This is a genomic window from Cyclobacterium amurskyense, from assembly GCF_001050135.1.
GTDB classification, from domain to species: Bacteria; Bacteroidota; Bacteroidia; order Cytophagales; family Cyclobacteriaceae; genus Cyclobacterium; species Cyclobacterium amurskyense.
This window is the reverse complement of sequence record NZ_CP012040.1, coordinates 5028225-5051119: the sequence shown is the minus strand read 5'-3', so window position 1 is coordinate 5051119 and position 22895 is coordinate 5028225. Positions and strand designations below refer to the sequence as shown.

Sequence of the window (22895 nt, the reverse complement as noted above, 5' to 3'; positions counted from 1 at the left end):
TGTCGTAAAGCCATTAAAACTTCACATTTAGATTGAACCCAATACTTCTTGTAATAGGTAATCCGGTAGCTTCCAAACCAGCACTATTATCTGAGATAATACCGTTTTGGTCAGGATGAATATGCGGCACCCACTTTTTTATCACAGCTACATTGTTAGAAACAACATTAAATTTCAATCCTTTAACAAAGTTATTTTGAGGAATCAAGCTACTTAAGTCATAGCCCAGAGTTAACTGGCGAAGCTGCCAAGAACCTGCATTAAAAACAGATTGCTCAGACATTCTTCCAGAACGAATGGTCTCATAAAAGGTCTGTACAGGAGCTTGAGCTGTATTAACCTCTCCATTAGGATTTACACCATCACCTACTACGTATCCCACATCCCTTCCAACTAGTGTGGCTTTATCCAATCCATGCCTATAAGCATTTGTATGGGTTCCTGAGATCAATTTATGTCCCAATTTAAAGTCTATCAAGAAGGAAAAGCTAAGTTTTTTATAATTGAAGCTATTGGTAAATCCTCCAACCCATACAGGAATGGCTGAACCAAAATTCAATTGTTCATTAGATCTTAATGGACGTCCACTGTTCGGATCAAAGATTTGTCTGCCCTGATCATCTCTAAGGTATCCCCACCCATACAATTGGGCCATAGGCTTGCCAACTTCCTGTCTTAATTCTCCATGAAATTCTGCTAAACCTACAGTGATAAAAGTTCCTTCTACATCATCACCTAGACTTAGTACTTTAGATTTATTATAAGAAGCATTGGCTCCAAAATTCCATTCAAAATCTGAAGTTTTTATCGGAGATATAGCCGCATACATTTCCAAACCTTTGTTCTCACTTTCTCCTACATTAATCAATTGATTAAGATAGCCTGATCCATCAGATATCTGTGCTTGAAGAATTTGGTCTGAAGACAACTTGTCATAATAGGACATTTCAAAACGAAGGTTATCAAATAGTGTCAATTCCAAACCTATTTCTTTTTCAGTAACCCTCATTGGCCTCAAATTGGAATTTGGAACTACGGAGCCACTTATAGAACCTACCGGTTGCGCAACGCCATTGGAATTGGGGAATTGTTGTTGATTGATATTGTAGAATAGGTTATTGGCATAAGGCTGAACATCTGTATCACTACCTACTTCAGCATAGGCCAATCTAACCTTTCCGAAAGAAATCCAATTTGGCAGGTTTTCAAAAGCCTGTGAGAAGACAAAACTTCCTGTAACAGATGGGTAGACGATACTTCTATTGGCTGGAGAAAGGGTAGAAAACCAGTCATTTCTAACCGTTCCATTCAAATAAAGGAAACCTTTCCATGACAATTCAGAACTCGCATACAAGGAATTAACCTGTCTTTCAGAAATACTATAATTTGTGGTGATTTTACTTGCATTCCCTATTGTATAAAGATCACGGGTGTAAAAATTCTCGCCCAAAAGGGTATTTACATCCAGCCTTCTGTACATCTGGTTTCCTCCAAGATTAACCATCAAGCCAAAGTCTCCAAATGTCTTGTTCATTCCTATAAGGAAATCGGTATTAACTTCTCTAAATCTTCTTATATCTTGTACATATTGACCGTTTACAAATCCTGGAGGTGGGGAGGATTGTCTTTGCGATCCTGTAGGTAGGTTGTATTCTGAATCTCTGGAATAGAAATCCTGTCCAAATCTTCCTTGAACATACAACCAATCTGTAATGTCATATTTGGCCGTTACATTACCATAAACCCTATCCCTAATGTTGTTTTCAAACCTTGAAAGTGCAAAATAAGGATTGGTTCTGTTAGTAAATCTGGAATAGGGAAATTCATCACCGTTTTCATCAAAGGCATATTGCTCTAATAATGACAATGGCATGGAACTCGCTAAGGTGTAGATGACCACTGGGCTAAAATCCTGCTCTGCTATATTGGGTGGGTTTATTCTATCCTCTTTAGAATAGTTGATATTTCCAGAGACAGTTAATTTTTTTATGTTTTGAGTAAAGCCTAGGTTTATGGTTTTCCTATTGTAATTGGAGCCAGGCAAGATGGCCTTACTGTCCATATTAGAAACTGAAAGGCTAAAACCACCATTTTCACCACCTGAAGAAAGGGTAATGGTATTGGAAAGTGTAGAGCCATTTCTGTAATAATCTCTAATTTTATTAGGCTGAGCCGTGTAAGGAACTTCTACACCATCAAATAGTATTTGGGTCATTCCTGGCTCTATCTTTTCCCCAAAACTCCAAACCCCTGAAACCGGTCGTGGAGAGTTAGGTCTTATGCCACCTTCACCTTGTCCATACTCATACTGATAATCTGTAAAATCCAGTGGTGTATCATTTGTATAATTGGTGTTAAGCTCTATTTGAATTCCTGATCCCGATGCCCTATTTCTGGTAGTAATCATAATTACCCCATCTTTAGCCCTGGCACCGTACAAAGCAGAAGCTGCGGCTCCTTTCAAAACAGACATTGAAGTAATGTCATCAGGATTAATACTACTTAAACCATCACCACTATCTGATTTTCTATTGCTTCCTACTTCTGAAACATCCCCACTTACTCCAAAATTGGTATTGTCAATGGGAACCCCATTCACCACAATCAAAGGAGAGTTATTTCCTCCAAAGGAAGAGACACCCCTGATCCTGATTTTACTACTACCCTGTGGTCCAGAACCCATAGAGGTAATGTTTACTCCTGGTACTTTCCCTTGAAGTGAATTGATGAAATTAGGCGTTCTGTTAATCGTCATTTCATCGGACTCTACTGTAGATGTGGCATAACCTAAGCTTTTAGCTTCTCTTTTTATACCCAAAGCAGTTACTACCACTTCTTCAAGTCCAGAAATTGACTCTTCTAAGGTGACATTAATAATCGACCTGGAATTGATTTGGATTCTTTGGCTACTAAAACCAATATAAGAAACCATCAACTGCCCATCCTCAGGTGCCGTTAAAGAAAACTCACCATCAATATTGGTTATTGTACCAATAGTAGTTCCAACGACAGCAATGGCTACTCCTGGAATAGGTTCTCCATTATTGTCTGTAACCTTTCCTTTGACATTAATATCGGCCTCATTGATAACAATCTCAACATCTTTGTTCTTTGCTTTATCTTCCAAAAATTTAACACTGATATTGTTATTTACCTGCTTGAAATGTAGGTTTTTTAACCGGGCGAGGTCTTTTAAGATATCAGCAACAGTACCTTTGTTACGACCAAGGGTAAGCACATCCTTGTCTACAATTGCTTTATCGGTGTAAAAAAACCTATAGTCGGTTTTACTCTCTATATTACCTAAGAGATCCTTTAAATTCCCTTCACGGAAGTCCAATTTGATCTTTACATCTTCAATACTCTTGGCAGTATTGGCAGACAATGCAGGAAGCATTGTGATTATGCTTAACAACCCTATTATTAGAAATCTAAATTTTAGGGCATTAAACTTTTTAAATAAAACTTGTTTCATGGGATTTTGGGTATTGGTTAGAACTAATTTTATTAATTACCTATTTAATCATCTATCATTATTTGTGTTAATTGTTACTTGTTTCTTATCTATTTCATAGCTAAAATTTAAGGCATGTGCCAGTACGTTTAAAACATTACTCAGGTAGGTGTTTTTTTCGAAGGTTCCACTGCAAGTACCTGTAGGTCTGTCACCAATGACAGTGATATGAACCCCATACCAGTTCTCTAATTTTTTTATAACCCTGTCAAATTTTTCATTATTTATGAAAAGGACCCCTTTTCTCCATTGAGCAATTTGTTCTGGATCAACTTTGTACTTTTCCATCTTGCTGTTGTCATCAACAACTCTACTTGCTTCCCCTGGGGCCAATAAGAGCTCTTTTCCTGTAGCCGAATTGGTTACTTTTAAAGCGCCAGTAGCAAGGCCAATTTCAACCGATTCCGGATAATGTGAATTGACATTAAAAGAGGTACCTAAAACCGTTGTCTTGATATGGGATGCCTCGACAATAAAGGGATGATTTTTATCTTCAATAACATCGAAAAATGCTTCCCCATCTAGGATTACAAACCTGTTTTTGATGAAGTTATTGGAATACTTAATTTGACTTTCTGCATTTAAATAAACCCTTGTACCATCGGGTAAAAGTATCCTGGATTTTACTCCTTTAGGGTTTGATTTTGTAACCCATACCGTTTCAGACCCTTCATTGGTAGTATTAATTGAGAAGTTTGGTAAGAGGTAAATGTTTTTCAGCAATAAGAAAAAAGCCAACAAACAGGCTGCATATTTAAAGAGGGTGCCGATCCTTGAAATATCATAGGAAGTGAATTTTTTGAAAAAATTATCCTTTTTATTATTTAAGCTGGAAGAAGGATTGGAAAGGGGACTTGATTCTTGAGGATTAATTCTTCCTTGATCCGTCCAAATTTTCGTTAAGAGGCTTTCAAATTTTGCTTTACCCAAATCACTTTCTAGAAAATGTAAAAACTCAACAGCTTCTTTCTTAGAAAGACTGCCTTCATGAAATTTCTGCCACTTTCTGGTAAAGTTATCCATTAGCACATTTGGGTTTATATGGTATATATCCTTACTTACCTACATTTACTTACGCATACTCTTAATTTTACCTATTTTTTTACTAAATAAATTGCATTTTAAAAAATCAGCAATGAATAATTGTTTGTATTAATAAATTATCAACATGAACAGAAGTTCATAAGGGATCAATTCATTTGAAATTAATTGTTTTTTAAGTTTTTTAGTTGCCTTATACAATTGATTTTCGACTGTTCTTTTGGATATTTGAAGTTTCTCAGCAATTTCATCTGCTGTGAGCTGTTCTGAGAATTTTAGTGAAAACACCTCTTGTTGGCCTTTGGGAAGTGAAGCAATGGCCTTGGTTGAAAAGGACTTAATCTCCTCATAAAGGATCGATTCCTCTGTACTATTGTCCACTTTTTGGAGAAATTGAATATTGTATTTTTGGTAGGCAATATCCAGGGCCTGTTTCCTGGATCGTTTGAATATCAGCGAACGCATGATTGCCAATAGGTAGGCGTTAAATGACAAGGTATTGTCTAAATCAGCCCTTTTTATCCAAACTTTTAAAAACACCTCTTGAACGACCTCTTCGGCATCCTGCTGGTTTAGATACATTTTTTTACATGTATTTAAAATTTTTGGAGTGAATAGCTTATATAGATCATCGTAGGCTTTTTGATCTCCGTTCTGCAACAAGCCTACAAGCTTTGGAACGGATAGTTTTTTATCCATTGATTAAGTTATTTTTAATACATCACTATACAAGTAATGAATTTTTCTATAAATACACAATATTTTACCACACTTCATAAAACTAATTATACAAAATATTGTAGATTAAAAAATTTAAAGAATAATCAGTATTTGGTCAAAAATTTATATATTTTAAGATATTTTAGTAAAAATTAATTAATAAGAAAGTAGGTATAGCTAAATATATAACTAAAAAAATCATTTTCTGTAAATATATTTCTTTTATCCACAAGCCTTTAAATTTATTCTATGCATTGCATATCAATAAATTAGATGAAAAGTTTTCAATACTTTTTCCGAAATTATTCCTTAGAAAAAGATCAATACAACCAACTAAAACCTTTGATTTAAATTCCAATAGGACGGCAAAAAAGCGATCACCAAAAAATCCACAATAAATTTTGATTGTTCTCATTCAAGTTTTTCTGTCAATATTATAGTCATTTGCTATGCTTTATCAATCCCTTATGCTTAATTTTAAAATTGGATTAATGATTACAACCAAAGACATGAAAATTCAATTATTCGGAATTTCTAAGGATATTGTTGGAAAGAGAGAGCTGGATTTACCAGAAGATCCCTCCATCACTACGGTTTTGGATCTAAAAAAATGGCTCTTAAGTAAATACCCCAAGATGGGCAATCTAGGAAGTATCGGTATTGCTGTTGACCTTGAATACGCAGAGGACGGTTTATCCTTGACCAATGCAAAAGAAATTGCTTTAATCCCACCAGTAAGTGGAGGATGATATGATACAAGTTAAACTGGTTGATCAGATTGAGCTAAATGATATTTACTCATGGCTTCAACACCCTGAGGCAGGCGGAATGGACCTATTTATAGGGAGTGTAAGAAACCATGCCCAAGGGAAAGATGTTGTAAAACTTGAATTTGAAGCTTATGAACCTATGGCAATTTTAGAGATGAACAAATTGGCGGAAATTGCAACAAAACAATGGCCCTTAAAAAAAATAGTAATCGTCCATGCCTTAGGAGTGAAACAAATAGGAGATCCGGTAGTAGTTATTGGTACTTCTTCTGCCCACAGGCAAGATGCATTTGAATCCTGTAGGTTTCTTATCGATGAGCTTAAGAAGACAGTTCCAATTTGGAAAAAAGAATATTTTACCGATCAAACGGTGTGGGTAAATGCACATCCATAACCTAAGGGCCTCAAAATCCCAACAACAATCTATGCAGCAAGAGCTAATTGATAAATACGGCAGAAAACTAGATTATCTAAGGTTGTCAGTTACTGATCGCTGTAATTTTAGGTGCTATTATTGCATGCCTGAAGAGGGAATGAATTTCGTGCAGCGGGAAGATTTGCTAACTTATGAAGAGCTTGATTATCTCACAAAGATCTTCGTTAATCTTGGGGTTAAAAAAATTAGAATTACAGGTGGTGAACCCTTTGTAAGGAAAGGAATCATTGATTTTATTGAACTGCTTTCGAACAACAAAGGACTCAAAGAGGTAACCTTAACTAGCAATGGTTCAATTAGTAAAGCGCAGATCCGAAAACTGGCCAAATTTGGGGTAAATAAAATAAACATTTCTTTGGATTCCCTGGATAGAAAGCGGTTTCATGAAATTACAAGGCGAGACAAATTTGATGAAGTAATGGCCTGCATTATAGAATTATTGGACCAGAATTTCATTGTTAAGCTGAACTGTGTGATCGATGGAAAAAAGAACATCGAGGACATTGTACCTTTTATTAAACTGACGGAAAAACATCCATTGTCAGTTAGGTTTCTGGAAGAAATGCCTTTTAATGGAACCGATAAATTTGAAGTTCCTGAGTGGAACTACAAGGCCCTTTACAATTATATTGAAGCTCAATTTCCTGGAATACAAAAGATAACAGATGAATCAAATAGTACCTCTGTAAATTATAAGGTACCTGGTTACATGGGAAGTTTTGGCATCATCCCCGCCTTCAGTAGAACTTTTTGTGGCACTTGCAACCGTATAAGGCTATCCGCTACCGGAGAATTAAGAACTTGTTTATATGGACCACCTGTAAGCAACCTTAGGGATGTATTACGAAGTGGTGCTGGAGAAGAGGCACTTAAAACAGCCATTCTTTTGGCTGTGGCAGGTAAAGAAAAAGACGGTTTTGAAGCTGAAAAGCAAATTCCTGATGGCTCGAAAGAATCCATGTCATTTTTAGGAGGGTAAAAGCTCTTTTATGAATTATTGTGAAGATAAATCAAACTGAATGATTAGCGTAGCAGAAGCCCAAAATATTATTTTAGAACACAGTACAAAAGGTGGAACAGAAAGCATAGCATTCGAAATCTGTTTGAATAGAATGCTGGCAGAGGGTATTTATACCGACAGGGATGCACCACCATTTGACCGTGTAGCTATGGATGGAATAGCCATTGATAGCCGGCAATTATTGAAGCAGCAAAGTTTTTTTATCGAAGCCATACAAGCTGCAGGACAGGAACAGAAACCACTCAAAAATCCAGAGAATTGTATTGAAGTCATGACTGGTGCTGTTTTGCCTTACCATACCGATTGTGTGATTCCTTATGAAAAGGTTACAATACAAAATGGAATTGCAAAATTGGACTCAATGGCTCATAAGCCCTTCCAAAACACCCATAGAAAAGGTATAGATGCTAAAAAAGGAGATTTATTGCTACCTTCAGGAACATGGATCCAACCGGGGGTCAAGGGAATCCTGGCCACTACAGGAAATACACAGGTAAAAGTGGTGAAATTGCCGAAAGTCATGATTTGTTCTACAGGAGATGAATTAGTTCCTATAGAAAGTGAACCCCTGCCCCACCAAATAAGAAGGTCCAATGTTTACATGCTTCAAGCAGCCTTGAAAGAGCTGAATGTAGAAGCAAAAACGACCCACCTACCAGATGACAAAGCAAAGCTTACATCGGCCATAAAACAACTACTTGACGAATTTGATGTATTGCTGTTTTCCGGAGCTGTCTCCAAGGGGAAATATGATTATCTACCAGTGGTTTTTCAGGAACTAGGCCTTCAAATCCACATTCATGGGGTAAAACAAAAACCCGGAAAACCTTTTTTATTTGGTACTAAAGGCACAAAATGTGTTTTTGGCTTTCCAGGAAATCCAACCTCTACCTTGGTTTGCTTTCATGCTTACTTTAAATTATGGCTCAATCAATATTTAGGGATTACCCTAATCCCTAATTATGCCTATTTAACCAAAGACATTGTTTTCAAAAAGCCTCTTACCAATCATTTATTGGTGAAAACCAGCCATGATAATGGTAAAACAATGGCCAATCCAATTGCAAACTCAGGCTCAGGAGACTTGGTTCACTTGGCATTAGCAAATGCATTTTTGAGTCTTCCGTCGGAGCAGGATGAGTTTAAGAAAGGAGAATTATACCCTATCACTTACTTTCATCAAAACAGCTTTTAGTCGAATGAAAGAAATAAAAGAAATCCTTAAAGCTTATGATTCGGCAAGACAGAACAATGAAAAAACTGCATTGGCTACAGTTGTAAAGGTCGATGGCTCTTCTTACCGCCAACCAGGGGCTAGAATGCTAATTACAGAAAACGGTGTCCTAACAGGTGCTATTTCAGGAGGATGCTTGGAGGGAGATGCTTTAAAAAAGGCACAAATGGTGATCTTTCAGCAACGTGCATTGTTGGTCACCTACGACACTACCGATGATGATGATGCTAAATTTGGGATTGGTTTAGGTTGCAATGGAATCATTCACATTTTGATAGAACCGATTGATGAAAGTTATGAGAATAACCCCATCCAACTGCTCAAATCCTGCGTTAAAAACAGGGAATCAAAGGTTCTTGTCACCTTGTTTGATATAAAAAACAAAAGAACTGACCAACACGGAACCATTCTCCTCATTCAGGAAGAGGCCATGACTTATAGTAAACATTATAACCATTTAGAGGCTGAAATCAAAGCATTTGTACTTAATGAAGCTACAACGGTTTTAGCATCCAATAAATCTATTATTCTCCCCATAAAGAACTCCAATTACACAGCCTTTGTAGAATGTATGCTGCCCGCTATAAAGCTAAACCTATTGGGTGCTGGGAATGATGTTATTCCCTTGGTGAAATTAGCCAAAGTAATGGGCTGGGAAATCACGATCGCTGATGGTAGAAGTGATTTGGTTACAGCTTCGCGCTTTCCCGAAGCTAGTGAACTTCTGATAGGTAAGGGAGAAGAGATTGTGGACCAATTGAAAGTAGACAATAAGACGGCTGTGGTACTAATGACCCATAACTTCAATTATGATCTTGCAATTTTGGAAGGTTTGTACCCCTATAAATGTCCATATATAGGAGTATTAGGGCCTAAAAAAAAGCTATTAAAGTTAATAGACCAGTTACAAAGTCATGGAATTGCGATTCAAAAGAAGGATGTAGAATTAATTTTCGGCCCTATGGGTCTGGATATTGGAGCAGAAAGCCCAGAAGAAATTGCCTTGTCCATTATGTCAGAAATCAAGGCGGTAATGAGTGGAAATAAAGGAGGCTACCTCAAGTCGAAAAACGGTCCTATTCATGACAATTGATACTGTCATTTATTGATATTATTACTTTTGACAGTTTCGATCAAAAAACCTTAAGGTGTTTTCTAAGTGTTTCTGCCAATAGGGCCATTCATGAGCACCATCAAATTCCTCATATTCATGAGGAACACCCAATTCCAGCAATTGAGCATGTAGTAAGCGATTGCCTTCAATCAGCTCATCCTCTTTACCGCAGTCAAAGCGCAAGGCGGGAATAGATTGGGCATTTTTTCTTATTGAATCGATTACATCATTGTCTTCATTCATTAGATCGTAAGCATCCATAGGCTCTTCTACAAACCCCTCCATTTCGGTAAATTTAGTGATGGCACTGTGTGCAGATATGGCTTTGAAAACTTCCGAAAATTCGGTACCCAATCTTAAAGCACCATATCCTCCCATAGATAGGCCGGCTATTCCAAGTGGAGATTTCTCGCTTGCAGAGGGAATATTCTCATAGACAGCTTTTGGCACATCAGAGACGATCCATTGACCAAAATCCCTGTTCTTATGCCTCAAATAACCAGAGCCATCTCCCCATAGCCCATCGGAAGGCATGGCAAGAATGGCTGGCCGGATTTCACCGGAATCCATCATCCTTTTGGCTGTATGGTGAGCGCCACCTTTCAATGCCCAAACCCAGGAGCTCCCGTATACACCGTGGAGCAAAATATAAATGGGCAGATCGGCAAGTGCATCCGTTCCATCAGGTATAAATAGACAAATGTCTCCCCTCCCTTTAAGGTTTGGCGTTTTGACAGTGAGAAAGCGCAAACCGTCCATTCCAAAAGTGTTGTCAGACAATTCACTGGTTCTGAAACTACTCATAGGATAAGCTAATTTTACTTAAAAACGATGACTCCTTTTGCATTCTTTCCTGCTAGCATGTCATCAAATGCTTGTTGTAAATCCTCCAGCGCATATTCCCGGGTGATCATCTGATCCAGCATCAATTCACCCTTATTGTAAAGTTTCATGATTTTTGGAAAATCAATTTGTGGCCTACATTTGCCATAAAGAGGGTTGATATAGACTTTATCCCATTCAAATAGCCTCATGTCTATGCTTATTTCTTCTTCTATACCACTCACCTGAACCGCTGTTCCAGCATTCCTAACCATGGCCAAAGGTGCGGCACCCAAGGCAGGTATGGCTGTACACTCAAAAGCATAATCTGAGCCTCGGCCTCCTAATAATTCCTTTACTTCTTTAGCAGCCAACAACAAACCTATGTCCGACTTGTCCGCAAGAATCGTATCCGTTGCTCCAAATTTTCTTGCCAATTCCAGCTTTGTAGCGTTGACATCTACTGCGATAATTTTCGCTGCTCCTGAAATTTTACAGGCGTTGATCACATTCAGGCCAACTCCTCCGCAACCTAAAACAACAGCTGAGCTTCCTGCTTCCACCTTTGCCGCATTTACAACAGAGCCAAAACCTGTCATCACACCGCAACTCACTATGCTTGCTGCCGAAAAATTAAGTCCAGGTTCATCCACTTTCACCACTGCGGCCTCTTTCACAAGTGCATACTCACTTAGGGTACCTAGGTTAAATGAACGCTCAATGCTTTTTCCGTTCCATTGGCTACTCTCTAGGTTTGCATGACCGGGAGTATGTCCATTTGCTCCGGCTACAACAGGTGAATTGTTCTCACAAATGTGCTGATTCCCCTCCTGACACTGAAAACAATGCATGCAAGGGGTTGCCCAATTAAGAATCACCTGATCCCCTACTTTGAGCTCCTTTATGGCTGATCCAATTTTTTCTACGATTCCCGCCCCTTCATGGCCCATTACAAGAGGCTTTCCCCAATTGAGTGAATCATAATCTGTATGGCAAAGTCCTGCAGCTTTCATTTTGATTAAGACTTCGTCTTCTTGAGGATCAGAAAGGTTGACCTGGGAAATAATAAAAGTCCCGTCCCCTTTGGCTACAGCACTTTTAGAAGTATTTGACATGGTGAGCTCGTTTTGGGATAATAGTAAGGATAAATCTAGTGGTAAAGATAGCAGTCTAAACGAATAATTTTATCTAACATCTACTAATTCCTGTACCGCTATTGGTGCTTATTCTCCCTTGGCTTTGTGTGAGGTTCTTCTGGCTGAAGAAAAACGCATGATACTTTGATAATCGGAGTTATTGTAAATATGGGACAGTCCCCACCGAAGAATTTCAGTTGGTTCCTTTTCTGAATCCGCACTACGGTTTAAGCCAATGGCATGAGGAGCTCCTTTGATCGAAGACATAATTTCAAAATTGATTCCATCAGGTGCCCATTGAATGGTATTTTTTTCCGGGCCATCTGTGGTGATTAATGAGGCTATTCCACCATTGTACGGCCAAACACATATCTCATGCCCACTGTTACTGATGGGGTTGTAAGGAGATTTGACATAGGGTCCTTTGGGATGGTCTGCAATGGCCACCCCATGCCGGATCTGTCTACCTCCAAAAGTAATCTCCTCGCCCATTTGTTCTCCCTTGTAATAAAGGTAAAATTTGCCTTTATAGGGAAGAATACATGGATCATGGACTTTATGACTGTCAAAGTCCCCTTTTTTCACTACAGCAAACCTATCCTGTTCTTCTCCTTTCCAAATGCCATTGTCTGCCGGACTCAATATTGGTTCTTCACTTTTGGTCCATGGGCCTTCAGGTGAATCAGACCAAGCTAGTCCAATTTGATTTTTCACCCGCACATTGTAGGGGGATTTCACTGTTTGATAGGTCAGGTAATACATATCTTCATGCTTCATGATTTCAACGGTGAATACCGAGCGATCATCATAGGCTCCTTTTTCCCCTCTGCCTACCGCCATTCCTTCTTCCTTCCAGGTCCAGCCATCTTCTGAAGTTGCGTACCAAATATCGCACCTATCCCAAGGGAATACTTTACCTTTTTCAATGTCTCCGGCAAATCCATCCGTTGGTCCTGTACTTTTGGAATACCAAACATAGTATTTACCATTTTCAAATAGCATGGCACTTGGGTCTCTCCGAACTATCCCTTCTTCATAGGCCAGATCCCCTTTTAAAGGTTGTAAACTTGAGAATTCTATAAACCATTCATTACCAATATCCGGCCAATTCAGTGCACGCTTGGATGCGGCGCTTAGGTGCTCCGCATTGGTAATTCCCAATTTATCCATTTGCTCCGGACTGACTGCAATTTCATTCTCCTCTTTATGGTTTTCAGAATTTTGTGTAGACTGACATGATTGAAATAAAAAAACACTTAGTGCACAATAAATAAGTAGTTTAAAATCCATATTTAATTTATTTGGGCTTGTATCAATTGTTAATTTAGAGTAATAGTAAACCTGAAAATGTAGGGCATTAATTTACACTTATTTATTTGGTCAATAAAAAGTGAACCCTAAAAATTTCGCTAGGGAAGTTTGCAACTACAGGGTAAAAATTAGATTTATGAAAAATTCACTGCTTTAAAAAAAAATAAACTATGGCTATTTTATCATTTATTCTCTATCCAGCTTTCAATTTTCGAATTTCATCTGCTAAAACAGGTATATTCTTTTGAATTATTCCCCATAATATCCCACGCTAGGTGTAGTTTGCAACTACACCTATATATATTTCAGAACTAATGTCACCTCTAAGGATACGTGTAAAACAGCTTTAAAACAATTTAATTGACATTTTAATGATAATCAGTTATTTTGAAGGTATTGGAGAAGCCTATCAAATAAGAAATCAAGAATTGCCTTATTTCCTCAATTCCAGGTGATAGGATAGGCTGATGTTTTTACAAGAAAAAGGTATAGCGATTTTATTTTGGAAAACCTGACTTGGTCCCGAAATGAAAAGGACTTTTTGAAGTGAATTATTTATGATTACGAGCTATTTTTACCATTTCTTGTCATCAAAAATATTGGGCTATAGTTGCAAACTCACACCCAGACATCTTGGCTCTCAAAAAAAAGCAAAACAACATCCAATACTTTTTTTTACCAACCAATTTTAAATCAATTGCCAATTCCTTTACCAGTACTGCACAGGATGGTTTGATTAAATCAAAACCCTACTTTTAGACTAGCCTATAAATTAAAGTCGAATTAAAGACTTCGATCTTAATATCAAAAAGGAATTGTTTAATCCTGATCAAAACGACGATATAATAGACCAAATACCTATAAAATGAATAAAATACAATTTTTAACGCTCTCCCTCTTTCTTTGCTGCGCTTGTCAGAAACAAGAAAACAAGCCGAAAAACCTGTGGCAAGCCGTCCCAATATAATTTTCATTTTAGCGGATGATTATGGGATCATGGACAGCCAGACCTATGCGCAAAAATTCACAGGTGCGGATACGGCAAAAATGTTTTATGAAACGCCCAACATAGACAGACTCATCAGCGAAGGCACCGCTTTTTCTCAAGCCTATGCCAACCAACTGTGTTCGCCTACCAGGGCAAGCCTACTCACAGGCAAATATGCAGGCAGGCTTGGTTTTACTACTGCCATGCCGCCCAGGGCTACTTATTATAACCAGGATATAGCTGTTCCTGAAGGGCAATATATTCATGATGTATTAGAGCATAAGGACAATATACTGATAGAACAAGCCTTGATAAATGGCATTTCCAATTCGGCCATCCCCACAGGTTCAGACTTGGACAAGGGATGGGACGAATTGTCTATAGCTGAGGCATTGGAAGATTATCACTCGGCTTTTATTGGAAAATGGCATATTGGAGGTTTTGGAGCAAAAGGCTACCAACCCGAAGATCAGGGATTTGAACCATTGGCATGGTATGATGCCGGTGGATCGGCCTATTTTAATTGGAAAGACCGATGGAATGATACTACCAATAAGACTTTCCCTAAGCTGGCACCTGAAAAACTGGATATTGGAGACGCCGGGAATCCAAGCTCTGAGGAATACCTCACAGATGATTTGACCACACAGGCTTTGAATTTTTTGGAGCAAAGGGCTAAAACCAAGGAGCAACCATTCTTCTTGTATTTTTCCCATTTCGCTATACACTCCCCTTATCAGGGCATAGCAGATGAAATCAGTTATTTTGAGGGAAAAGATACCAAAGGATGGAATGGCCATAAAGACCCTACCTACGCCTCAATGATCAAAGGATTAGATCGTTCCGTGGGCAAAATATTGGACAAACTAAGCAGCTTAGGTCTGGAAGAGAATACCCTAGTAGTATTTATGTCTGACAATGGAGGAATTGATGCCAGTATCACTCCAAGAGGTGATGGTACCAGCAATAATCCCTTCATGGGAGGAAAAGCCTGCCTTACCGAAGGTGGCATCAGAGTTCCCTTGGTTTTTCGATGGAAAGGCAATGTCCCTTCGGGACAATGGGTAGACCTACCCATAGATTGTACAGATATCTATCCTACTTTACTGCAAGCTGGAGGCTACAACGCAAAACAAATAGTAGCTGCAAATGATTTGGATGGTGAAAGTTTAATGGGGCTGTTAACAGACAGTAAAAACAAAAAGAATAGCTATACCAAAACAAGTCATTACTGGCACTATCCTTTCAATGTAATATACAATAGTCCTTTCGAACCTTATCCATTGACGCCACATTCCGCTATCCGAGAAGGCAATTTCAAACTTATATTTGATTGGTATGGAAGGTTACGTTTGTACGATATAGAAAATGATCCATTTGAAAAAAATGACTTGTCTAAAACTTCTCCTGAGCAAACCAAAGAGTTATTCAAAAAGTTAAAAGGATGGATAAAAGAAAACATTGACAAGCGGTACTGGCCCACATTGAATCCAAGCTACAATGCGGACAATGAAGTAAGGGATAAGGAATTCAAAGTGTTGTTTAATGATATTTTATAAGTGAATTAAATGCTTTAACCCAGATTATGTAATAGGATTTCTCCGCCCTGACATTGTCAGGGGTGAAGCCTGTCCCGTGTTTACGGGAAGTGTTGCAATCGCAAGACAATCAGACTGTTTGGAGATTTTAGCATAGCTCCGCTATGGTGAAATTGAAAACAGCAACGAAATGGCTGATTTTGAAGCGATTTCAGCATGTAATAGATTGTCTATTGCATATTTCGGGTTTAATTAAGCTGAAATAAACAGCTCATTACTAGCGTAAATTTTAATGGCTAAACAACTTTAAAAGTTTTACTTTAAACTATTGATTTACAGTTATTTATGAATCTTTTAATAAAAGAGAATCTATTTTAAAAAGAGAAAAAATTATTGTTAATTGATTATTTGTGTTAATATTTTTTAATTAATTTCTCACACTTTATTATTTAAACTAATAAAGGTAATTCCTTACTTAAATATTACTGATTATTTATTCTATTTTATATTTAACTATTATTAACATTGAATGTAAATACCTCTAATGTATATTAGTTTATTCAAGTAATTTTTCTCTAATATGATCGATGCAAAAATTTTATACAGATATTTTATTCTTTTATTCCTTTATTCATGCAACCAAAAAATAGATGAAGACAAAGCATATCAACTGACCTTTGCTATTGATACTGTAATGGTGGACTCAGGAAAAGAAATTTTAGACCTTCAAACCGTTGATTTTGCCCTCTCTCCTGACAAGAAATATTATTACAACTTCAACTCCTACAATCACAGCTTAGAAAAAATTGATTTGGAGGAATTGAAGTTAGATGAAATGCTCCCCTTCGATAAGGAAGGCCCTAACGGTACGGTTGATAGAATATTTTATTTAAAAATGATAGACGAAAATATTGTCCAATTGGCTAACGATAATATTTCCGGGCAATTTCACCTAGATGGGACTAGAACTGGAAACCACAATTTATATTCTACAGATCTTAAAGGTGATGAATTAAATGATTTCGAATACATTAAAAAGGGCGTCATTAGCTTAGAACAGCCAGGGATAATATACGCTTTGGTTAACAATTGGAAAGACAAAACCTTTAATCTTCGGAAAATGGATTTCCGTAAAATGGAAATAAAAAAATATGATATAGACGCTAAAGGTAAAATTCCAAAATACACTTTTAAAGTTCCAACTCTTTCAAAGGACCCTATAACTAGTCCTGCACTTTATCTGTCTTCAGCAAGAGGTAAACTTATTGTTTCAACAGATATTTCGAATGAAATTTCTTTATTTGATCCTGATACCGATTCAATTTTTACTATTAAAAACGAACATAAGCTGACGGCCAATGAAAAGCTAGGCGATTTTCCGGGTGAATATAACTCCATAGAAGAATTGATGGTCGATTATAGAAAAATGTATGAAGAAATCAGCTTTTCTCCACCCGTCTGGGACAACAATAATGAAAGATATTACCGACTTTCTTATCAGGTAACCTATGGAAAAAAAACAGCTCCTGAATCATACATATTCGACATAGCCCAACGCGAGATGTTTTTTTCTATCTATGACAAAAACTTTGAACTAATAGGAGAAGCAATTTTACCATATTCACTAAAATCAATATCCAAACCCTTTATTAGGGAGGGAATGCTATGGCTGAAGGTAAATATAGCCGATGAACTTGGTTTTTTAAGAATAAAACCAAACCTAAAAGAAGAGAGGTAAACAAAAGAGCTAAGATTAAAATAATATCAATATTATTGCGCAAAAAGGCATCATTACCCCTAAAACCTAAGCTAAACTTTCCCATTTCAAAGGTTAAAACCCCGATTTAGTTTATAGAAGCCAATAGGTTTCTCAAGTTCCCCTAAAAACTAAAAGAGGTAGGCTAGAACCTGTTAAAAAAACAAGCCTTCAACTACCTAAATACAAACTGGAAAGGGTTAACAATTCACTACCTGCCCATCCAGCCGCCATCTACCAACATGGTGGTACCATGCATATAAGATGCAGCCTCAGAGCATAGGAATACGGTAGGCCCTGCAAAGTCTTCCGGCTTGCCCCAACGGCCGGCAGGTATCCTTCCAAGAATACTGGCTGATCTTTCCGGGTCATTGCGAAGTGCTTCTGTATTGTCTGTTTCAATATAACCAGGAGCAATGGCGTTAACATTTACCCCTTTGCTTGCCCATTCATTGGCAAAAGCCATGGTCATCTGACCTATAGCACCCTTGCTTGCGGCATAGCCAGGCACGGTAATGCCTCCCTGGAAAGTCAATAAGGAGGCTGTAAAAACAATTTTACCTGCTCCCCGACTCACCATGTCCTTACCGATTTCCCTGGTAAGAATAAACTGGGCATTTTGGTTTACTTCGATGACTTTGTCCCACATTTCATCAGGATGCTCAGCAGCCGGTTTTCTGAGAATGGTTCCTGCATTATTGATAAGGATGTCTATTACCGGAAAATCTTGTTTAACGGCATCGATAAAGCCATATAAAGCTTTTCTATCACTAAAGTCACAGGCATAACCTTTAAAGGTTTTTCCCATTGCTTTTACTTCTTGTTCTACTGCACTGCCTGATGTTTCAAGGCTGGCACTTACACCTATGATATTGGCTCCTGCTTCGGCCAAGCCTATGGCCATGGCCTTGCCTATGCCTCTCTTGCAACCGGTTACCAAAGCTGTTTTACCTTCTAAACTGAAAGAATTCAATACTGACATTTCAAATTGTTTAAATGTTAAAATTTTTAATACCTCGATACAGGTAATTTCGTAATGATTTTGTCAGTATTGTTGCAGAAAAACAGCAACAATACCGCCAAAATCAAGGTGTGCTTAATCTTTTATTCCAAGGGCTTTCACCCTTGGCTATGATATTGCGCCCCGCTGGGGCTTGGTGAGGTCAAATGAAATAATTCTCGACCCCAGTAATAAATAGACGTTGTGATTTTGTCAGTATTGTTGCAGAAAAAAGCAACAATACCGCCAAAATCAAGGTGTGCTTAATCCTTTATTCCAAAGGCTTTCACCCTTGGCTATGATATTGAGCCCCATTGGGGCTTGGTGAGGATTAATGAAATAATCCACAACCACAGTAATAAATAATGTTGTTATTTCATACTTCTGTCTATTGGTTAAAACCCATGGCTATTGACCATATACTTGTTCCTAGGGCTAGTAAGCTACATTAATAGGACCCCGACAAAAAGTAACTTAAGAAGAAAACTTGGATCTATCTCAATTTCTATTTTTTCCTCGGCCTTATGGAAATTAGTAAAATGGATTACTCAATGGCGTGAAGAACAAAAAAATTGTTTGACGCTTTTTCGGCGGAGTTTTTTTTTTGTTTAGCCAGGGAGTAATTCATTTTTGCGTTAAGATTTACATACAGCCTTGATCTTTTTGGTTCGTTTTTGTATCATAGCCTGCCCTGATTTACAATTCCCTCAGGGCCTGCCCTGAGTATCGAAGCGGATCAGTGGACAAAAATGAACAGGAAGAAATATCAATAACCAGTGATTTAAACCTTCAAATTATATTAACCGGATACAATGTCCCTGTAAATAGAAATAGTCAGACGGAATGTATTCATAGGTTTTTATTTCGTTTTATAGCTGGCAATCCATTAATACTTTTAGGCCTGAAGGATTTTTATCTATGGACTCAAAAACCTGCTGAATATTGCTCAAAGGCTGTACATCGGTGATCATTTTTTCAAAAGGAAGTTCGTTGGCAGTGATCAGTGCAATGGCTTTTTCATAATCCTCTTTTTCATAAACTCTTGCCCCTATAAGCTTCAATTCCTTCCAAAAGAACTTGAACAGATCTACGGGTTTCTTTTCCCCATGGATGGCGACCATTACAATTCTCCCTCGAATTCCAGCCAGATCGGTCATTATATCCAGGGCAGGCTGCACTCCAGCTACCTCAAAAACCACATCCGCCAGTCGGCCTTCTGTTTGCTCCCGCACCAATTCAACAATATCCGTTTTGGTTGGATTAACGGCCTGCAGGCCAAACTCAGCAGCTTTTTTTATTCTGGTTTCATTGACCTCAGAGATGATTACATTGGCGCCGGCATTCTTAGCGACCAAAGCCACCAATAAACCTATTGGTCCGCCACCTAGCACTACAGCTGTTTCTCCGGGCACCAGACCACTCATTTTAACATCGTGAACAGCTACAGATAGAGGCTCTATCAATGCTGCCAATTTCAAGTCTGTTTCAGGCTTTAATTTATGTAAAACAAAAGCCGGAACATTCCAATATTGCTGCATGGATCCCGGACTATCAATACCAATAAATTTAAGGCCTGCACAAATATGGTTGTATCCTTTGTCTGAAGCTTTGACCAAGCGATCATCCAAAGGCCTAACCACTACTTTTTCACCAATTGAGTAATCATTGACATTTTCGCCAACCCCATCTATGGTTCCTGACATTTCGTGCCCGATGGTTTGGGGTATAGCTACCCGCTTGTCCATCATGCCATGGTAAATGTGTACGTCTGTTCCGCAAACACCTGTATAAGCCACCTTAATGCGGACTTCATCAGGAGCTGGATCTTCCGTTGTTTTATCGATTACAGAAAAGGAGCCATTGCCGTTATAAACTGTTGCTTTCAAAATTGTATAGGTTTTAAGTTATGATTAGGTTAAGAGACTAATATTGAATTGTCCGCTATAGCTTCAATTCGTAGATAAAATACAGTAAAAACCAGTATTCGAATTTTAGATGATCCTTAAGTGCAAAAATTAAAGGGATCTTTTCATGGTAAAATCAACTGGCATTTCATGTAAAAACTATTTTTTTAAATTATTGTTTTCGATAAAATCCCTTCTTATTTGTTTTGCAGTTTGGTATGCACCAGAATGATGCCATCCGGGAGGTTTGACGATATATAAAAGTTTATTCTTCAGTCCTGGGGCATGGATTACATCCCTATAAAGAGCTATAAATTCTCCAAAGTAAACATCAACAAAATTACCTGAATCCATTTTTCTGGTAATCCCATATTCTATTTCAATTTTATCGTCCTCATCCTGAAAAGTGCCAAATATTTTGTCCCAAATAAGCAATAAATTACAGAAATTCGTATCCATGTATAAGGGGTTTTTGGCATGATGCACCCTGTGGTGGGAAGGTGTAAGTATGACCTTATTGAGAAAACCCATTCTCCCGTCCTTCATTAAATTTTCTCCGACATGAATAAAGGCACCATAAGTACCATCAATAAACATAATCACAAACAACATTTCAGGAGGAACGCCCATTAGTATACACACTGCGGTACGAATGGTGTCAGCATAAGGCGCTTCCAGAAAGAAATGCGCATAAGTAACAGAAAGGTTCATGTTCTCAGGTGCATGATGGGTAGAATGCAGGCACCAAAACAAACGGACTTTGTGCCCCCAATAATGGTACAGAAAATGCGCAAACTCCCAAACTATATAGCCATAAATAAACCAGTACCAGGTAAGTTCTGCATGGAAAAGCGCATAGGGTTCTAACAAGCCTATGAGTAAAACCACCATGGCAATGGCGATAAATCTACCCACAATCCGATTAAAAACATAAATCAAGAAATTGACCTTATAAACCTTGGTTTGTGGTTTTTTGTAAACAAAACTTAAAATCAGTTCTAGTAAAACCAACAAGGGAATGATTGGAAAAATCAATGAGGTGATGCCATCATAGGTTTTAAATGCTGCATAATCCCCAGAACTTAAGATTTCCATTAATCGGTTTATGCCTAAAAACCCGGTTATTTCACTGAATAAATTGTTAAAAAACTCCATTTGTTATAATAAGATAATCTAGGTTATTGGTTTATGATTGGCCTTATTATTTTGATTAATAAGTCAAGCCATAACCATCATTTGGGTTCTGTATTTGTTAAATTTGGTTTTTAAAATAGTAAATAGGATTCTAAAATACATGAAATTAAATCCAAATCAACTTTTAAGGATTCATGGCAAACCAGGTATTGGCATTTTTATAAAATATCTTATCCACAACTTGCTTTGGCAATTTAATTCCCTGAAAGGATGAATTGATTAAATCACTCTCCATGACGTTGTCTGTTACAAAATATTCCCAATCCCTTTTCCAGGCACTCTCCATATTGGCCTCCAAGTCTTCTTTGCTCATATTATCATTATCAGCCAAATCAGTTGCATACAATATCCTGTCTTGGTACTTAATAAAGAAGTCTCTGACTTTTTCTCTATCCTCAACCGTTTGGTAAAAAACTTGCCCCATTCTTGCTGCAAGCCCAATAGCCATATTTGGAAACTTCTCAAACCTTTCAGCCAATTCGTCAACGCTATACTCCAAACTTCCCATATGTGCTCCTAAAAATCTAAGGTCAGGATGCTTTTCTAACATTCTATCACGACTGGCCACAATATCCTCATGGGAAGGCATTTCAGGATGCAGGTACATATGATATTCAGGATGTTTTTTAAAATAACTTCTATCATTATTGGTCGTCATTTCGTCAAAAGGTAACCAGCAATTTTTAGGTTCTCCAAGATGTCCCATTAAGGTTTTACCCCTTTTCTGAATATGGGCTATAATAGGATCAAACCTTGCATCGTCGATCGCAATTAAATTTCCTGTAGTATCCCTTGATACCATACCAATATTCTTCCAAACCTTAACCCCTACAGCTCCTTCATCAAAGCAGCTGTCCAACCAGGAAATTACTTTTTCTTCCCAAACAGGATCATCAAAATCAGAGACGGCAAAAGAAGTTACCAAATCGACAGTTTCAGGGTTTTGCTCCTGTTGAATCTTTCCATAATTGTACTTGATATAAACATCATCCCAACCCTTATTAATCTCCAAAGCGACATTCACCAAATGAAAATTATCAGCCTTGGCCTTTTCCACGAAATAAGGCCTGTCTGACATTATATGGATGTGAACATCTGTCTTTTTGACCCTAGTATAATCTTCCATGGAGTAATACGCATTGTCTTCAGTACAAGAGACAAAAATTGTAAGCGCGATAATAAAAGATAGGTATTTTTTCATTAAAATAGAACTAAGATTGATTAGGTATAAATACTGGAAAAACCGACTATTGTCTACTCATTTACAATAGTTTAATGTTTTAACTCGAAGAAACCATGTCAAATTCCGGTACGAGTATCATTTTGGGACACCAGCTTATTTTGGCATAATTTAAAGGAAATTATTACCAGTAAGAAAAAAACGATAAAAAAATTA

Annotated in this window: 17 protein-coding genes; 7 read left to right on the top strand and 10 right to left on the bottom strand. The window is 37.7% G+C overall.

The genetic code is table 11. The features are described 5' to 3' along the window. Positions 1–13: 13 nt before the first annotated feature. From CA2015_RS20230 to CA2015_RS20220, 3 genes are all read right to left on the bottom strand, one after another. Positions 14–3475 (bottom strand): SusC/RagA family TonB-linked outer membrane protein, encoded by a 3462-nt coding sequence (locus tag CA2015_RS20230; protein WP_048643542.1) that lies wholly within the window; start codon positions 3473–3475, stop codon positions 14–16. 48 nt (positions 3476–3523) lie between these two features. After that, positions 3524–4537, bottom strand: a complete 1014-nt coding sequence (locus tag CA2015_RS20225; RefSeq protein WP_048643541.1) for a FecR family protein — start codon at positions 4535–4537, stop codon at positions 3524–3526. A 129-nt stretch (positions 4538–4666) separates the two neighbouring features. Then, a complete protein-coding gene (locus tag CA2015_RS20220; protein ID WP_048643540.1) occupies positions 4667–5254 on the bottom strand; it encodes an RNA polymerase sigma factor in 588 nt (195 codons plus the stop codon). Positions 5255–5766: 512 nt separating this feature from the next. Here CA2015_RS20220 and CA2015_RS20215 point away from each other — a divergent pair. The 5 genes from CA2015_RS20215 to CA2015_RS20195 are packed head-to-tail and all read left to right on the top strand — an operon-like array spanning position 5767 to position 9829. After that, the gene (locus tag CA2015_RS20215) at positions 5767–6024 is read left to right on the top strand and encodes a MoaD/ThiS family protein (RefSeq protein ID WP_240477859.1); all 258 of its coding nucleotides are present in this window, start codon (positions 5767–5769) and stop codon (positions 6022–6024) included. A gap of 1 nt (position 6025) precedes the next feature. After that, positions 6026–6439, top strand: coding sequence for a molybdenum cofactor biosynthesis protein MoaE (locus tag CA2015_RS20210; protein WP_048643539.1), 414 nt, complete (start codon positions 6026–6028; stop codon positions 6437–6439). Next, complete coding sequence (moaA, locus tag CA2015_RS20205) at positions 6426–7460, top strand: GTP 3',8-cyclase MoaA (RefSeq protein ID WP_240477858.1); 1035 nt, start codon at positions 6426–6428, stop codon at positions 7458–7460. The genes CA2015_RS20210 and moaA overlap by 14 nt, the downstream gene beginning before the upstream one ends. Before the next feature lie 40 nt (positions 7461–7500). After that, positions 7501–8697, top strand: a complete 1197-nt coding sequence (locus CA2015_RS20200; RefSeq protein ID WP_048643538.1) for a molybdopterin molybdotransferase MoeA — start codon at positions 7501–7503, stop codon at positions 8695–8697. A gap of 4 nt (positions 8698–8701) precedes the next feature. Continuing rightward, complete coding sequence (locus tag CA2015_RS20195) at positions 8702–9829, top strand: XdhC family protein (protein ID WP_048644651.1); 1128 nt, start codon at positions 8702–8704, stop codon at positions 9827–9829. A 21-nt stretch (positions 9830–9850) separates the two neighbouring features. On the opposite strand, the gene CA2015_RS20190 is transcribed toward CA2015_RS20195, so the two are convergent. The 3 genes from CA2015_RS20190 to CA2015_RS20180 form a co-directional block, all read right to left on the bottom strand. After that, entirely contained in the window at positions 9851–10654 is an 804-nt protein-coding gene (locus CA2015_RS20190; protein ID WP_048643537.1) for an alpha/beta hydrolase, read from the bottom strand. Positions 10655–10668: 14 nt separating this feature from the next. Continuing rightward, complete coding sequence (locus CA2015_RS20185; protein WP_048643536.1) at positions 10669–11787, bottom strand: Zn-dependent alcohol dehydrogenase; 1119 nt, start codon at positions 11785–11787, stop codon at positions 10669–10671. Between the two features lie 108 nt (positions 11788–11895). Next, a complete protein-coding gene (locus CA2015_RS20180) occupies positions 11896–13098 on the bottom strand; it encodes a glycoside hydrolase family 117 protein (RefSeq protein WP_048643535.1) in 1203 nt (400 codons plus the stop codon). A 933-nt stretch (positions 13099–14031) separates the two neighbouring features. On the opposite strand from CA2015_RS20180, the gene CA2015_RS20175 reads away from it, so the two are divergent. Together CA2015_RS20175 and CA2015_RS20170 are read left to right on the top strand one after the other, a co-directional pair. Then, positions 14032–15666, top strand: coding sequence for a sulfatase (locus tag CA2015_RS20175; RefSeq protein WP_240477857.1), 1635 nt, complete (start codon positions 14032–14034; stop codon positions 15664–15666). 559 nt (positions 15667–16225) lie between these two features. Then, complete coding sequence (locus tag CA2015_RS20170) at positions 16226–17383, top strand: DUF4221 family protein (protein WP_048643533.1); 1158 nt, start codon at positions 16226–16228, stop codon at positions 17381–17383. Between the two features lie 229 nt (positions 17384–17612). Here the strand turns inward: CA2015_RS20170 and CA2015_RS20165 are convergent, their stop codons facing one another. The 4 genes from CA2015_RS20165 to CA2015_RS20150 all read right to left on the bottom strand — a co-directional run bounded on the left by CA2015_RS20165 (position 17613) and on the right by CA2015_RS20150 (position 22700). Next, positions 17613–18383 carry an SDR family oxidoreductase gene (locus tag CA2015_RS20165; protein WP_048643532.1) on the bottom strand — a complete coding sequence of 257 codons (771 nt, stop codon included), beginning with the start codon at positions 18381–18383 and terminating at the stop codon, positions 17613–17615. 887 nt (positions 18384–19270) lie between these two features. Further along, positions 19271–20287, bottom strand: a complete 1017-nt coding sequence (locus tag CA2015_RS20160; RefSeq protein WP_048643531.1) for a (R,R)-butanediol dehydrogenase — start codon at positions 20285–20287, stop codon at positions 19271–19273. A gap of 177 nt (positions 20288–20464) precedes the next feature. Beyond that, on the bottom strand, positions 20465–21400 hold the full coding sequence (locus CA2015_RS20155) for a sterol desaturase family protein (RefSeq protein WP_240477856.1): 936 nt from the start codon (positions 21398–21400) through the stop codon (positions 20465–20467). 223 nt (positions 21401–21623) lie between these two features. Continuing rightward, a complete protein-coding gene (locus CA2015_RS20150) occupies positions 21624–22700 on the bottom strand; it encodes an amidohydrolase family protein (protein WP_048643529.1) in 1077 nt (358 codons plus the stop codon). Positions 22701–22895 lie beyond the last annotated feature (195 nt).

What these genes read in the sequence shown, in the direction of transcription:
- CA2015_RS20230 (WP_048643542.1), bottom strand. Translation starts at nt 3,475, where the DNA reads ATGAAACAAGTTTTATTTAAAAAGTTTAATGCCCTAAAATTTAGATTT.
- CA2015_RS20225 (WP_048643541.1), bottom strand. Translation starts at nt 4,537, where the DNA reads ATGGATAACTTTACCAGAAAGTGGCAGAAATTTCATGAAGGCAGTCTT.
- CA2015_RS20220 (WP_048643540.1), bottom strand. Translation starts at nt 5,254, where the DNA reads ATGGATAAAAAACTATCCGTTCCAAAGCTTGTAGGCTTGTTGCAGAAC.
- CA2015_RS20215 (WP_240477859.1), top strand. Translation starts at nt 5,767, where the DNA reads ATGATTACAACCAAAGACATGAAAATTCAATTATTCGGAATTTCTAAG.
- CA2015_RS20210 (WP_048643539.1), top strand. Translation starts at nt 6,026, where the DNA reads ATGATACAAGTTAAACTGGTTGATCAGATTGAGCTAAATGATATTTAC.
- moaA (WP_240477858.1), top strand. Translation starts at nt 6,426, where the DNA reads ATGCACATCCATAACCTAAGGGCCTCAAAATCCCAACAACAATCTATG.
- CA2015_RS20200 (WP_048643538.1), top strand. Translation starts at nt 7,501, where the DNA reads ATGATTAGCGTAGCAGAAGCCCAAAATATTATTTTAGAACACAGTACA.
- CA2015_RS20195 (WP_048644651.1), top strand. Translation starts at nt 8,702, where the DNA reads ATGAAAGAAATAAAAGAAATCCTTAAAGCTTATGATTCGGCAAGACAG.
- CA2015_RS20190 (WP_048643537.1), bottom strand. Translation starts at nt 10,654, where the DNA reads ATGAGTAGTTTCAGAACCAGTGAATTGTCTGACAACACTTTTGGAATG.
- CA2015_RS20185 (WP_048643536.1), bottom strand. Translation starts at nt 11,787, where the DNA reads ATGTCAAATACTTCTAAAAGTGCTGTAGCCAAAGGGGACGGGACTTTT.
- CA2015_RS20180 (WP_048643535.1), bottom strand. Translation starts at nt 13,098, where the DNA reads ATGGATTTTAAACTACTTATTTATTGTGCACTAAGTGTTTTTTTATTT.
- CA2015_RS20170 (WP_048643533.1), top strand. Translation starts at nt 16,226, where the DNA reads ATGATCGATGCAAAAATTTTATACAGATATTTTATTCTTTTATTCCTT.
- CA2015_RS20165 (WP_048643532.1), bottom strand. Translation starts at nt 18,383, where the DNA reads ATGTCAGTATTGAATTCTTTCAGTTTAGAAGGTAAAACAGCTTTGGTA.
- CA2015_RS20155 (WP_240477856.1), bottom strand. Translation starts at nt 21,400, where the DNA reads ATGGAAATCTTAAGTTCTGGGGATTATGCAGCATTTAAAACCTATGAT.
- CA2015_RS20150 (WP_048643529.1), bottom strand. Translation starts at nt 22,700, where the DNA reads ATGAAAAAATACCTATCTTTTATTATCGCGCTTACAATTTTTGTCTCT.